The following is an 11,738-nucleotide window of genomic DNA, read 5'->3' on the forward strand; positions in this document are numbered from 1 at the left end:
CTACGTCGTCTGTACGTGCGTTGAAGACAACCGCACCCGGGTCCGACTTTATGCCTCGCCCGGGCGAGTCGTTTGACGAGTACGGCGGAGCCGGGACAGGATGTGGATCCGGCGCGGCCCGCGCCCCACCTTCGTCGACCGGCCCCAGCCTGGTCACCTTCGAGAAGGCAAAGGGACTCCTTGTCTCGGGCCGCTCGTCCTGGTCAGCTGCCTCGGACGGGATCGCTGGGGGATCGCGTGCGAGTGCTGGAAGGCCAGATGACAGCGCACAGGAACTTCAAGCAGCGGGTCCGATCCCGCGCCGCCAAGACGGGCGAGTCCTACACGGCTGCTCTCCGGCACTTCCGTCCGACTCCCTCAGGAGAAGACATGCCGGAAACCACCCTGCGGATCGCCGTCGCCCAGTCGACGGTCCACCAAGATCCGACGGACCCCGCCCTGCTGCGCTCCAGCGGCGCGGAGGTTCGTCAACTGATGAGGCAGGCCGCCGAGGCCGGTGCACGACTGGTGCACTTCACCGAAGGTGCGATCTGCTTCCCGAGCAAGCATGTGATGTCCGAGCTCGGCCCGGACGAGGTCGGTGCGTCCGACTGGAGCAAGGCCGACTGGACGGTGCTGCAGTCCGAGCTCGACAAGATCACCGCGCTCTCGGGTGAGCTCGGGATCTGGACCGTGATCCCGAGCGTGCACCAACTGCCCGCACCGACGCGACCGCACAACAGCGTGTACGTCGTCTCCGACGCCGGCAAGGTCGTCACGCGGTACGACGAACGCATGCTGTCGACCACGAAGATCACCTGGATGTACACCCCGGGCACGAAGCCGGTGACCTTCGAGGTCGACGGCTACCGATTCGGGCTCGCGCTCGGGCTGGACGTGCTGTTCCCGGAGTTGTCCACGGAGTACGACCGCCTCGCCGTGGACGCCGTGCTCGTGTCGTACGCGACCACCGGCATCGGGCAGAACGAGCACATCGGGGTCCAGGCCCGCGGGACCGCGGCGAACAACACCTGCTGGATCAGCCTGGCCGTGCCCGCCAACCCCGGGGCCGGTCTGGATGCGGGCGTGATCGATCCGCGCGGGAGCTGGGCGGTCCAGGGACCGGCAGACAGTACGCCGGGGATCGCGGTGACCGACCTGCACCATGCGGAGATGACCACGATCGGCCGGGAGTTCCGGAGCCGGACGCGGGAGCGCGTCAGCTCCTGAGAGCTCACAGGTCCGGGTGCGGATCCGTTCTATTGCTATGAACAGGCACGCGATCGTCAGCACCCGGACCGGGGACCTCACCCTGGTCGTCTCGGACAACGCTCTGGCCGGCGTCTACTTCCCGCATCACTGGGTGAAGCCGACGCCGGAGACGCTCGGTGAGCGGGTCGAGACCAGCGATGCGCTCATCGCCGAGGCGGCCCGCCAGCTGGACGAGTACCTCGCCGGCGAGCGGACCACCTTCGACCTCCCGACCGTCCTGCGCGGCGACGAGTTCCAGCGTCGCGTCTGGTCGATCCTCGAGGAGATCCCGTACGGCGAGACGACGACGTACGGCGAGATCGCTTCACGACTGGGTGAAAGCGCTCAAGCCGTGGGGAAGGCCGTCGGCCAGAACCCGCTCTCGATCGTCGTCCCGTGCCACCGCGTGATCGGCAAGAACGGCTCCTTGACCGGGTACGCCGGCGGCGTGAAGCGCAAGCAGTTCCTCCTCGAGCTGGAGGAGCCGGTCGGCAGCCGGTTGTTCTAGGACAGGTCGCCCACCTGTTGGGCGTACCACTCGACTTCGATCAGGTGGTCCGCGATCTGGCGGAGGGTCCAGTTGGGGCTCCGATCCTTGTCCCACTCGGCCGGGTCGAGTGCGGCGTAGCGGAGGGCGAGCGTTCGGCCGAGGCGGCGCAGTCGCTGTTCGGCTTCGCGCACGTCGTCGACGGTGAACGGCGCGAGGTCGGCGGCGGAGGTGAGCGCGCTCGCGTGCCACTCGTCGGGCTGCGTCGGCACCCCGGCGAGGAGGGCCTCGACCTCGGCGAGGTGGTCGATGATGTGATCGGCGATCCGGCGGACGGCCTTGTGCGGTGTGAAGGTGCGGCCGTCATCGGAGGTGAGCGGCTGTCCGTCCCAGACCGGCCAGGTGGCGACCAACCGGAGCGAACGCTCGACCGCCTGCTCCACCAGCACTCCAGGGTTCTCTGTCATGCGGCTCACAGTAAGCGCGTGATACTTCGGCCTAGCCCGAACTGATCTGCAGCCGCCGCGCGAGGCCCTCTGCATCGAACGGAGCCCGGACCTTCACGTCGTTGTCGAAGTAGATGTAAGCGTTCTGCTTCCAGGCTCGGATCTTCTTCGCCCACCGGTCCAGCGCGGCATCGTCGTACCCGCTGACGTAGAGCTCCTCGGCACCGTGCAACCGTACGTAGGCGAAGTCGGAGGTGATGTCGTCGAACATCGGCCATTTGCCGGCGGTGTCCGCGCAGACCAGCGCGATGTCGTGCTCGCGGAGCAGTTCGACGAAGCCGGACGTCTGGAAACTCGCGTGACGTACTTCGATCGCATGCCGGAGCGGGATGTCGACGGCGCACTCCAGCAGCGCGCGACCCTCCATACGCTCATCGTGGCCCTTGGCAACTTCCGCTGCCTCGGCGGTGGTTCGCGGCAACGAGGCGAAGAAGGCCGCGCACCGGTCCCTGTCGTACCCGAGGGTCGGCGGGAGCTGCCACAGCACCGGACCGAGTTTGTTGCCGAGCGCAAGTACTCCGGAGGCGAAGAAGTTGGCCAGCGGCGCCTCCACGTCGGCCAGCTTCTTCAAGTGCGTGACGAACCGCGGCCCCTTGACCGCGAACACGAATCCGTCCGGCGTCTCGTCGTACCAGCGCTGGTACGACGTCGGCCGCTGGAGCGAGTAGAACGAGCCGTTCAGCTCGATCGAGTTCAGCCGGCGGGACGCGTACTCCAGCTCCGCCCGCTGCGGCAGACCATCGGGGTAATACACCTTCCGCCAGGGCGGATACCGCCACCCCGAGATCCCCACCCGGTACGGACTGCCCGCCCAGCGGTCCACACCGTCGAAGTCGCTCACCTCCCCGATTATGCGGTGTGATCAGCTGACCTGATGCAGATCGATCGCGGTCACTACGCCGACGCCCGTACGCCCTGGGAAGATCCCGACTGGCGCGCCACCGCTCTCGACTGGCTTGAGGAGCAGCTTGCCGCCCATGGGCTGCGGGAAACCGGCCCGCGTCAGGTGCGGCTCCGGCCCTGGTCGGTGATCATCCGGATCACCGCGGACCAGCCGGTGTGGTTCAAGGTCAACCCGCCCGCCAGCCGCTTCGAGGCGGGGCTGACCCAGGCGTTGTCCCGGTTGGCGCCAACACACGTCCTCACGCCGTACGCGGTCGACGCCGTGCGCGGGTGGTCGCTGCTCCCTGATGGTGGCCCACTCTTACGCAATCTGCCGGCCGAGCCACGCCACTGGGAAGAACTCTTGCGCCAGTACGCCGACCTGCAGCGGACCCTGGTCCCGTACGTCGATGAGCTCGAGCTGCTCGGCGTACCGAATGCCCGGGTGAGCGCCCTGCCTGGGATATTCGACGAAAGTATTGTCAACAATCAGACGTTCAGCGCGTCCGATCGTGAACAACTGGAGAAGGTACGGCCGCGGCTGGTCGAGTGGTGTGCGGAGCTCGCGGCGATCGGCATCGCCGACTCCCTCGACCACTCCGACCTGCATGACGGGCAGATCCTGGTGCCTGGTCCGGGGCGGTTCACGTTCTTCGACTGGGGCGATGCCGCGGTGTCGCATCCGTTCTGCAGCCTGCTCGTCGCCGCTGAGCGTGCTGCCGACCTGCACGGGCCAGAGGTGATCCCGCGGCTGAAGGACGCCTACCTCGAGCCGTGGACCGCCGACGGTCACACGGCTGCCGAGCTTCGCCGGGCGGTCGAGCTGGCATGGCGGTTGGGGATCTTCGGGCGGGCCGCGTCGTGGGGCCGGCTGTTCTCGGACGCCTATCCGAGTTCGCCCCCGCTGGGCGACACCGAGACGGCCGCCGCGCTCCTCAGACTCGCGGACTACTAGAGACCTCGGCCGACTACTAGAACGCCGGAGGGTCGGCTTGTCCTGTGGTACGAAGGTCGGCATGTCCGAGAACCCGGTCGACGCGCTGCTCGAGAGCGGGCTGCGGATGCTGATCACGTCGATTGTCGACAACGCCGGCATCACCCGCGCGAAGTCGGTGCCGGCCGCCCGGTTGGGTACGGCGGTCCGCGACGGGATCGGGCTGTCGCCGGTGTTCGCGCTGATGTGCACCGACGATGCGATCACTTCATCGCCGCTGGTGAACGGGCCGGTCGGCGACAACCGGCTGATGCCGGATCTCGGTGCGGTCGCGCCGCTCGGGCCGGATCACACCGTGTTCTGGGCGCCGGCCGACCAGCTTTCACAGGATCACGAGCCGGTGGACATCTGCCAGCGGTCGGCGCTGCGGCGGCAGGAAGCGCGGGCGATCGCGGCCGGGCTCGACGTCAAGCTCGGGTTCGAGCTGGAGTTCACGGTCTTCACCGGTGACCCTGGCGACCCCGCGGTCGGCACCATCGGACCGGCGTACGGCGTGCTGGCTACGCTGAAGCTGGAAGACTTCGCGGTCGACCTGCTCGAGGCGCTCGACGCGGCCGGGGTGCCGGCGGAGCAGCTGCATCCCGAGTACGCGCAGGGTCAGCTTGAGGTCGCGCTGCCACCCACGTCGCCGCTGGCGGCGGCCGATCAGTCGCAGCTCGCGCGGCTCGTCGTTCACCGGGTCGCTCGGACGCATGGGTTGCTGGTGTCGTTCGCGCCGATCACGGTGGCGGGGTTCGTCGGCAACGGCGCGCATATCCACTTCTCGGCCACGCTCGACGGGGTGCCGTTCGGCGGCGACGACGGCCCGTCCCCGCATGCACGGCAGTTGATGGCCGGAGTGCTCGATGAGCTCGACGGGCTGACCGGCGTACTCGCGCCGAGCGTGGTCAGCGCCGATCGCCGGGTGCCGGGGAACTGGGCCGGCGCGTTCGCGTGCTGGGGTCCGGAGAATCGCGAGGCCGCGCTGCGATACGTGCCGGGCAGCGTCACCGGCCGCCCGCACTCCGCCAACTGTGAGATCAAGATCGGCGATCCGGCGGGGAACATGTACCTCTCCGCCGCGTCCGTCCTCGCGGCCGCGTTGACCGGGCTGGAGCGGAAGTCGGTCCTGCCCGCCGGACTCGACCACGACCCGGCGTCGTACCCGCCGGACGAACAACCACGCCGCCTGCCGCTCACCCTCGAGGACGCGCTCACCGCGCTCGAGCACTCCGACGTCCTGCGTGCTGGCTTGGGTGATGCGATCGTCGACCCCTTCCTCGCCGTACGCCGCCACGACGCGGAGTCCCTCGGCAAGCTGCCACTCGAGGACCGGGTCCGCGCGTTGCGGTGGCGCTACTGAGTCGAAGTGGACGCCTGGATCACTTACGGTGATCCCCATGGCGTTCGCGGCGAAGGGGAGCAAGGGCGAGTCGTTCCTTGCGGTGGTGGTCGGCGGCGGGGCGGCGTTCGGGCTGGTCGTGATCACTTCGCGGGCGTGGAAGCAGTGTCACGTCGACGTCGCCGGGAGCGTGCCGAACGGTCTGACCCTGTTGTTCCTCGGGTTGCCGCTCGCCCTGATCGTGAACCTGGTCCTGTTCAGCATCGTCTTCCGCTATGCCGGGAAGACGTTCCTGTTCTCGCTGGTCGCGGCCGCCATCGCGATTGCGATCGCCGACCTGGCGCTGTTCTCCTGGCAGGGGACCCCGGCCGGCTCACCCGGCACCTGTCCGGGCAACGTGCCACCGTGGTGGCCGACCTGGATCCCCACCTGAGACCAGCTCAGCGACGCCTCACCAGGACGAGCGCGACGACGGCGATCACGCCGAACGGGATGGCCTGCAGTTCCTGGAACGCGATCAGCTTGAAGAGCGTGAAGTAGATCATCCAGATCGCGTAGACGGTCACGGCCGGGCGGCCCAGGCGGTGGCCGCGGAGGTAGGCGACGACGGCGATCAGGCCGCCGAGGCTGAGGAACTCGTACGCGACGACGAAGCTCGCGCCGATGCCGCTCCAGCCCCGTCAGAAGGAGAGTTTGGCGCCGATCAGTTGGTAGATGTCGTCGTGGGCACCGGGGAGGTCGTCGTGCCCGAAGTCCGGGTAGAGCCGGGCTTCCTTGGGCGCGGTGATCTTGTTGTACGCCGCGAACTGGGTGGACGGCGGGCAGACCTGGTCCTCGAGGCCGACGAACAGGGTGACCTCGGCGCGGATCCGGGGCGCGAGATTCTGGACGTCGATGTACCCGAGGGTGGTGAAGACCTCGTCCTGGCGCAGGTGCCGGGGGTCGCGCTTCTTGAACCAGGTGACGATCTCGTCGTACGGGCCGGTCTCCAGATTCAGGTCCCAGGTCCGCTGGTAGTCGCACAGGAACGGGAAGACGCTCGCGGTGTACTTGATCGACGGCGTCAGCGCCGCGGCCACCAGCGACAGTCCGCCGCCCTGGCTCCAGCCCGTCGTCGCGATCCGGGCCGCGTCCACCTCGGGCAGGCCGCCGATGATGTCCGCGAGTCGCCGGGTGTCCAGGAACACATGCCGGTACAGCAGCCCGTCCGGCCCGTCGTCGAGACCGTGCACCAGGTGGTTGTGCAGGGAGAAGCTGTTCGCCGCCTGTGACTCGGTCCGGAACCCGACCTGCTCCCGCACGTCCAGCGCGGCCACGGTGTATCCGCGAGCGGCGTACGGCAGGAGATCGACCCACTTCGGCTGCTCACCGCCGTACCCGTGGAAGATCAGCACGGCCGGGCCCGTCGGTTCGGCCGGACGGATCACCTTGGCGTGCACGCGGTAGCCGCCGGTGCCGTTGAAGTACAGGTGCTGGGCGGTCGCCGTGGTCAGCGGGAAGTCGGTCGCGTCGGCGAACTCGGTCTCCGGGTCGACGGCGTCGAGCTCGAGCAACGCCTTGTCCCAGTACTCGTCGAAGTCCGCGGGCCGCGGGTTCGTGCCCTGGTACGCGATCAGTTCGTCGTAGGACAGCTCGAAGGACAGCACTGGGGACTCCTCAGCTCGTAGCGGCTGACTTATTCTGCGCGATCGTTGTCATCCGGGGCAGTCCCGTCCCAGATCGTGTACCCGTGGGCCGCGTTCAGCCGGTCCCGCAGCGTGGTCTCCAGGGTCGCGGCGTGCCCGGGCGCCAGCCACGAGACCGGCAGCAGGATCGGGTGGTCCGGCTGCTTGGTCCGCAGCACGATCGCCTCGCCGTGCGTCGTCTCCACCCGCCCGACCTCGGTGACGTCGGTCCAGGGCGTCCGTACGCCGCGGACCTCGATCCCGCTGTCCCGCAGCTTCGCGACGATCGGCGGCCGGGCCAGGACCCACAGGCCGGCCACCGTGACCAGCCCGCCCAGGGTGACGAACACCGAGACCGCCACCCCCGGCAGCCCGAGCGCCCAGAGGATCGCGGCCACGCCGAGAATGATCAGCCCAGCGGCCAGGATCCCGAGGAATCGCCCTGCCCGCATCCGGTACGTCGTACGCATCGCCCCAGGATCTCATCCTGAGGACGCGGCTCGAACCGTCGGTGTCCGCGGTGGGCGGTCAGTTGCCGGTTTGGCTGGGGTTGTAGGCGCAGGCGTCGTTCAGGTTCTCGGCGGTGCCGGGCGTCACGGCCGGCTTCGGCGTCGCCTTCTTGGTCGACCCGCTCGACGGCTTCTTCGTCGTGGTGGTCGACGGCGTGGACGCGACCGGCTGGGTCTTCGGGGAGATCGCCTTCTGGATGATCTCCTGCATCGCCTCGTAGTCCGGGTTCTTGCCGGTCGGGAAGTTCTTGTTCTTGTCGAGGTCGACGTTGGTGACCTTCGCGCTCTTCACCTTGAGGCCGAGCTCGATGAACGCCGGCAGGATCTCCTGCGGGATGTCGGTGCGCAGCACCTGCTTGCCGGCCGAGGCGATCTGCTGGTACTTCGTCACCAGGGTGGCCGGGTTCACGCTGTTCACCAGCGCGTGGATCGTGCAGCGCTGCCGCTCCTGCCGGGACGGGTCGCTCAGGCCGTAGCGGCCGCGGGCGAACCAGAGCGCGTGGTAACCGTCGAGCTTCTGGTTCGGGCCCGGCTCGATGTAGCCGGACGGCTTCCTCGCGGTGTTCGAGCCCGGGCCGTCGCCGTAGTCGCCACCGATCGGCACCCGGTAGTTGACGTTGACGGTGATCCCGCCGACGGCGTCGATGATCTGCCGGAAGCCGGCCAGGTTGACCTGCATGTAGTAGTCGATGTCCAGGCCGAGCGTCGCGCTCGCGGCCAGCTTGACCACGTCCGCGCCCTCGTTGTCGGTCTGGCCGAGGATCCCCGGGTGCGCCTTCGGCACGTTGTCGTACATCGAGTCGAGGTAGTACTCCGGCTGCTCGACGTTGCCCTTGCTCGGGTCCCAGTACCCGTCGGGGTAGACCTTGTGCAGCGGCGAGTCGGTGGGGAACTGCATCCGCATCCAGTTCCGGCTGAGCGAGATCAGCGCGGTGTCACCGGTCTTGGTGTCGATACTGGCCACGATCACCGTGTCGGTCCGGGTGCCCTCGCGGCCGACGCCGTCGTCGGCGCCGAGCAGCAGCAGGTTCAGCCGCGGAGTGTTCGCCCAGGGGTCCTTCTTGTCCACCTTCGGGCGGGTCGCGCTCTTGGAGTCGCCCTCGGACTGGAACACGCTGCCGACCAGGTCGCGCTGCGCCATCACCGTCTGCGCGGCCACGGTCGTCGGTACGGCGATGCCGAAGCACAGCAACCCGACGAACATCGACCCGGCGAGCCGGCCGGTGTAGGTCATGCTGACCGGGCGGAGCAGTTTGTGGGACGACACCACGATCCAGATCCAGCAGACGCCGAGGACGACGACCGCCGCCGTCGCGATCAGCAGCTGGCGGGGAGACACCGCGAGGGCCAGGATCGAGTCACGCTGGGTCAGGCCGACGTACGCGGCGATCACGAGCAGCCCGATGCTGAGCGTCAGGACGAACGCGCCGAGCTTCTTCCGGCCGCCCATCAGCAGGCCGGAGCCGGGGATCAGCGCGCTGAGCAGGGTGAGACCGATCGCCTTCGACGTCGTCCGGGCGCGCGGTGAACGGTGCCGGGACCGGTTGGCTCGAGGCGCGGACCTGCGTCCGGCTGCGCGAGTGCTCCGCGACATGGCTCCGTTCCCTGATCGACGACGTGGCGACCCTCCGTCGGCCGCGCACAGCAGCCCACGGTACTAATGACGCCCGCCACACCAAATTGGTTGACGTGACGCTGGCGACCCCCGTCGTGCTCGCCACAGTACAGGTGCCCCGGGCTACTCTCCCAAGGTGTCGCCCCGGACACGCAGAGTCGCGACCGACTCCGGTCGAGCCCGCTTTGCCGCCGGACCCGTCCACCGGATAGTCTTGGCCGTCGTCGTGTCCCCCGCGTGGGGATCGTCGGAGGAGGCGTCGCCTAGTCCGGTCGATGGCGCCCGCCTGCTAAGCGGGTTGAGGGTAATCCCCTCTCGCGGGTTCAAATCCCGCCGCCTCCGCTCTTGGAGCTCCCTGTCCGCAGAAAGCGCGGACAGGGAGCTCCGGCAGTTTCTGGGGGTGCAACCCCCAGACCCCGCCCGGCGGGCTCCGCCCCCGGACCCCCGGCGGTGCCTGGTGGGCGTTGTCTATTCACTCATCAACCGCTTGGCTTCGGCGATGCGTTCGACCGACCGCGGGGTCATCGGCTCCGGCGAGACGATCAGATGGTCGACGCCGAGTTTCTGGTACGCCGTGAATGCCTCGGCCAACTCCGGTCCCGTGCCGGCGATCGCGCGCGGGTCGGGGTCGGGGACGGACGGCTGATCGGAGTCGCGGACCACGATCCCGACCGTCGCGGCGACCGCGCTAGCCGGCTTGTCCGCGGTCTCGAGCGCCTGCCGCAGCAAGCCGAGCTTCTCGTCGACCTTGTCATCGGCAGCGCCGTACCAGGCTGTGTTCCATGCGTCGGCCCACTCGGCGACCAGGCGCATCATGCGGGGCCGGTGGCCGGCGACCAGGATCGGGATCCGGTGCGGTGGGGCCGGGTCGAGGTTCGCATCGCTGACCCGGTAGTACGTGCCGTCGAAGGTGACCGTCTCACCGCGGACCAGCCGAGCGACGATCTCCAGCCACTCCTCGAACCGCCCGACGCGGTGGTCGGTCGGCAGTCCGAACGCCTCGTACTCCGGATCGTGCCAGCCGGCGCCGACGCCGAGGATCAGCCGCCCGCCGGACACCTCGTCCAGCGTCGCTGCCATCTTCGCCGTCAGCCCGGGGTCGCGGAACGACGCGCACAGCACCATGTTCCCGAGCTCGACGTTCGTGGTGATCGCGGCTACCGCGCTCAGCAGCGTCCACGACTCGTGCATCCCGTACACGCGGCCCTCGGGGTCGCGGTACAGGAAGTGGTCCGCGAGCCACACCGAGTCCAGACCGTTCTGGTCGGCCGCCTCGGCCACCGCTCGGACGTCCTTCCACCCCGGCATCCCGCCGCCAGGCCCGTCCTCGCCGCCGAGAGGAAGCATCACACCGATCTTCATGCGCTCAACTCCAAGGTCCGACGCCGCTGATGCGGTCGACAGTGATGTGGGTGATGTACCCCGGCGGCACGTTGTCACCGGGCAGGAACTCCGCGTCCGGACCGATATAGGTCTTCGCGAGCTCACGCAGTACGGCGACCGCACCGCCCTCGGTGATCCGGGCGGTGCCCTTGATCACCAGGTACTCGGTCAGTCCCATCTCGTTGATCGTGTCGGTCTCGACCGACAGCACCACCCGGCCGTCACGCCGGATGTTCTTCACCTTCTGGTTGTTCGGGACGTGGGCGGCGATGATCTCGTCACCGTCCAGCCCGACCCAGATCACCGACACCTGCGGACTGCCGTCCGGGTTGATGGTGACCAGATGCCCGAGGGCATTGGAATCGAGCACGGCTCGCGCACTCTCCGGGATTCGCATGCGGCCAACGTACGTGGATGATGGCGTCATGAGGAGGCCGTACCTCGATCGGACGGCCGCCGGCCGGGCTCTGGCGGACGAGCTCGGCGAGGTCGGTGGATCCGTTCTGGTGCTGGGGCTGGCGCGCGGCGGGGTGCCCGTGGCGGCTCCGGTCGCGGACGCCCTCGGCGCGGATCTCGACGTACTGATCGTGCGCAAGCTCGGCCTGCCGGGGCAGCCGGAGCTGGCGATGGGCGCGATCGCCGGAGTCGGTTCCTCGACGCACATCGTGCGCAACGAGCCGGTGCTGAAGGGCGTCGCCGAGGAGACGCTGGAGAAGGTCCGCGAACGGGAGGTCCTCGAGCTGCGCCGGCGCGAGCAGGCGTATCGCGGTGACCGGCCGGCGATCGACGTACGCGACCGGGTGGTGGTGCTGGTCGACGACGGGCTGGCGACCGGTTCGACGATGCGCGCGGCGGTCGAGTCGGTACGACGGCAGCGGCCGGCTCGCGTGATCGTCGCCGTACCGGTCGGTGGCGTGGAGAGCTGCCGGTGGTTGTCGCAGGTCGCGGACCAGGTGGTGTGTGCGTGGATCCCGCGGTACTTCAGTGCGGTCGGGCAGGCGTACCGGGACTTCTCCCCGGTCAGCGACGACGAGGTCTGCAGGGTCCTGGCGGCCCGTTGGTAGTGCACAGCGGGGGGGGGGGGGGGGGGGGGGGGGGGGGGGGGGGGGGTGGGGGGGGGGGGGGGGGGTAGGGGCTGTAGCCTAGG

Annotated in this window: 14 protein-coding genes and 1 tRNA gene; 7 read left to right on the forward strand and 8 right to left on the reverse strand. The window is 68.9% G+C overall.

Going from position 1 to position 11,738, the window contains the following annotated elements:
* Nucleotides 1–369 precede the first annotated feature (369 nt).
* Both ACZ3HV_RS04570 and ACZ3HV_RS04575 read left to right on the forward strand, forming a co-directional pair.
* The gene (locus tag ACZ3HV_RS04570) at nucleotides 370–1,209 is read left to right on the forward strand and encodes a carbon-nitrogen hydrolase family protein (RefSeq protein WP_465680873.1); all 840 of its coding nucleotides are present in this window, start codon (nucleotides 370–372) and stop codon (nucleotides 1,207–1,209) included.
* A 37-nt stretch (nucleotides 1,210–1,246) separates the two neighbouring features.
* Entirely contained in the window at nucleotides 1,247–1,738 is a 492-nt protein-coding gene (locus tag ACZ3HV_RS04575) for a methylated-DNA--[protein]-cysteine S-methyltransferase (RefSeq protein WP_465680875.1), read from the forward strand.
* Here ACZ3HV_RS04575 and ACZ3HV_RS04580 read toward each other — a convergent pair.
* Nucleotides 1,735–2,184 carry a hypothetical protein gene (locus tag ACZ3HV_RS04580; protein ID WP_465680877.1) on the reverse strand — a complete coding sequence of 150 codons (450 nt, stop codon included), beginning with the start codon at nucleotides 2,182–2,184 and terminating at the stop codon, nucleotides 1,735–1,737. The genes ACZ3HV_RS04575 and ACZ3HV_RS04580 overlap by 4 nt on opposite strands.
* Before the next feature lie 31 nt (nucleotides 2,185–2,215).
* Nucleotides 2,216–3,064 carry a DUF72 domain-containing protein gene (locus ACZ3HV_RS04585; protein WP_465680879.1) on the reverse strand — a complete coding sequence of 283 codons (849 nt, stop codon included), beginning with the start codon at nucleotides 3,062–3,064 and terminating at the stop codon, nucleotides 2,216–2,218.
* A gap of 33 nt (nucleotides 3,065–3,097) precedes the next feature.
* Between ACZ3HV_RS04585 and ACZ3HV_RS04590 the strand changes: the two genes are divergently transcribed.
* The 3 genes from ACZ3HV_RS04590 (at nucleotide 3,098) to ACZ3HV_RS04600 (ending at nucleotide 5,853) form a co-directional block, all read left to right on the forward strand.
* Nucleotides 3,098–4,060 (forward strand): phosphotransferase, encoded by a 963-nt coding sequence (locus ACZ3HV_RS04590; protein WP_465680881.1) that lies wholly within the window; start codon nucleotides 3,098–3,100, stop codon nucleotides 4,058–4,060.
* A gap of 61 nt (nucleotides 4,061–4,121) precedes the next feature.
* Nucleotides 4,122–5,441 (forward strand): type I glutamate--ammonia ligase, encoded by a 1,320-nt coding sequence (locus tag ACZ3HV_RS04595; RefSeq protein WP_465680883.1) that lies wholly within the window; start codon nucleotides 4,122–4,124, stop codon nucleotides 5,439–5,441.
* Nucleotides 5,442–5,478: 37 nt separating this feature from the next.
* Entirely contained in the window at nucleotides 5,479–5,853 is a 375-nt protein-coding gene (locus ACZ3HV_RS04600) for a hypothetical protein (protein ID WP_465680885.1), read from the forward strand.
* 7 nt (nucleotides 5,854–5,860) lie between these two features.
* Here ACZ3HV_RS04600 and ACZ3HV_RS04605 read toward each other — a convergent pair whose 3' ends face one another.
* The 4 genes from ACZ3HV_RS04605 to ACZ3HV_RS04620 form a co-directional block, all read right to left on the reverse strand.
* Nucleotides 5,861–5,986, reverse strand: coding sequence for a hypothetical protein (locus ACZ3HV_RS04605; RefSeq protein ID WP_465680887.1), 126 nt, complete (start codon nucleotides 5,984–5,986; stop codon nucleotides 5,861–5,863).
* 114 nt (nucleotides 5,987–6,100) lie between these two features.
* Complete coding sequence (locus ACZ3HV_RS04610; protein WP_465680889.1) at nucleotides 6,101–7,066, reverse strand: acetylxylan esterase; 966 nt, start codon at nucleotides 7,064–7,066, stop codon at nucleotides 6,101–6,103.
* Nucleotides 7,067–7,095: 29 nt separating this feature from the next.
* Nucleotides 7,096–7,554 (reverse strand): hypothetical protein, encoded by a 459-nt coding sequence (locus tag ACZ3HV_RS04615; protein ID WP_465680891.1) that lies wholly within the window; start codon nucleotides 7,552–7,554, stop codon nucleotides 7,096–7,098.
* Between the two features lie 58 nt (nucleotides 7,555–7,612).
* Complete coding sequence (locus tag ACZ3HV_RS04620) at nucleotides 7,613–9,187, reverse strand: LCP family protein (RefSeq protein WP_465680893.1); 1,575 nt, start codon at nucleotides 9,185–9,187, stop codon at nucleotides 7,613–7,615.
* Nucleotides 9,188–9,460: 273 nt separating this feature from the next.
* Here ACZ3HV_RS04620 and ACZ3HV_RS04625 point away from each other — a divergent pair.
* A tRNA-Ser gene (locus tag ACZ3HV_RS04625) sits at nucleotides 9,461–9,550 on the forward strand.
* A gap of 126 nt (nucleotides 9,551–9,676) precedes the next feature.
* Here the strand turns inward: ACZ3HV_RS04625 and ACZ3HV_RS04630 are convergent.
* Together ACZ3HV_RS04630 and ACZ3HV_RS04635 are read right to left on the reverse strand one after the other, a co-directional pair.
* Entirely contained in the window at nucleotides 9,677–10,570 is an 894-nt protein-coding gene (locus tag ACZ3HV_RS04630; protein WP_465680895.1) for an LLM class flavin-dependent oxidoreductase, read from the reverse strand.
* Nucleotides 10,571–10,574: 4 nt separating this feature from the next.
* The gene (locus ACZ3HV_RS04635; protein WP_465680897.1) at nucleotides 10,575–10,988 is read right to left on the reverse strand and encodes a PPOX class F420-dependent oxidoreductase; all 414 of its coding nucleotides are present in this window, start codon (nucleotides 10,986–10,988) and stop codon (nucleotides 10,575–10,577) included.
* A gap of 28 nt (nucleotides 10,989–11,016) precedes the next feature.
* Between ACZ3HV_RS04635 and ACZ3HV_RS04640 the strand changes: the two genes are divergently transcribed.
* Nucleotides 11,017–11,655 carry a phosphoribosyltransferase gene (locus ACZ3HV_RS04640; RefSeq protein ID WP_360364639.1) on the forward strand — a complete coding sequence of 213 codons (639 nt, stop codon included), beginning with the start codon at nucleotides 11,017–11,019 and terminating at the stop codon, nucleotides 11,653–11,655.
* Nucleotides 11,656–11,738 lie beyond the last annotated feature (83 nt).

Source organism: Kribbella sp. NPDC020701 (genome assembly GCF_055562215.1).

What these genes read in the sequence shown, in the direction of transcription:
- ACZ3HV_RS04590 (WP_465680881.1), top strand. Translation starts at nt 3,098, where the DNA reads ATGCAGATCGATCGCGGTCACTACGCCGACGCCCGTACGCCCTGGGAA.
- ACZ3HV_RS04630 (WP_465680895.1), bottom strand. Translation starts at nt 10,570, where the DNA reads ATGAAGATCGGTGTGATGCTTCCTCTCGGCGGCGAGGACGGGCCTGGC.
- ACZ3HV_RS04620 (WP_465680893.1), bottom strand. Translation starts at nt 9,187, where the DNA reads ATGTCGCGGAGCACTCGCGCAGCCGGACGCAGGTCCGCGCCTCGAGCC.
- ACZ3HV_RS04575 (WP_465680875.1), top strand. Translation starts at nt 1,247, where the DNA reads ATGAACAGGCACGCGATCGTCAGCACCCGGACCGGGGACCTCACCCTG.
- ACZ3HV_RS04635 (WP_465680897.1), bottom strand. Translation starts at nt 10,988, where the DNA reads ATGCGAATCCCGGAGAGTGCGCGAGCCGTGCTCGATTCCAATGCCCTC.
- ACZ3HV_RS04600 (WP_465680885.1), top strand. Translation starts at nt 5,479, where the DNA reads ATGGCGTTCGCGGCGAAGGGGAGCAAGGGCGAGTCGTTCCTTGCGGTG.
- ACZ3HV_RS04570 (WP_465680873.1), top strand. Translation starts at nt 370, where the DNA reads ATGCCGGAAACCACCCTGCGGATCGCCGTCGCCCAGTCGACGGTCCAC.
- ACZ3HV_RS04615 (WP_465680891.1), bottom strand. Translation starts at nt 7,554, where the DNA reads ATGCGTACGACGTACCGGATGCGGGCAGGGCGATTCCTCGGGATCCTG.
- ACZ3HV_RS04580 (WP_465680877.1), bottom strand. Translation starts at nt 2,184, where the DNA reads ATGACAGAGAACCCTGGAGTGCTGGTGGAGCAGGCGGTCGAGCGTTCG.
- ACZ3HV_RS04595 (WP_465680883.1), top strand. Translation starts at nt 4,122, where the DNA reads ATGTCCGAGAACCCGGTCGACGCGCTGCTCGAGAGCGGGCTGCGGATG.
- ACZ3HV_RS04640 (WP_360364639.1), top strand. Translation starts at nt 11,017, where the DNA reads ATGAGGAGGCCGTACCTCGATCGGACGGCCGCCGGCCGGGCTCTGGCG.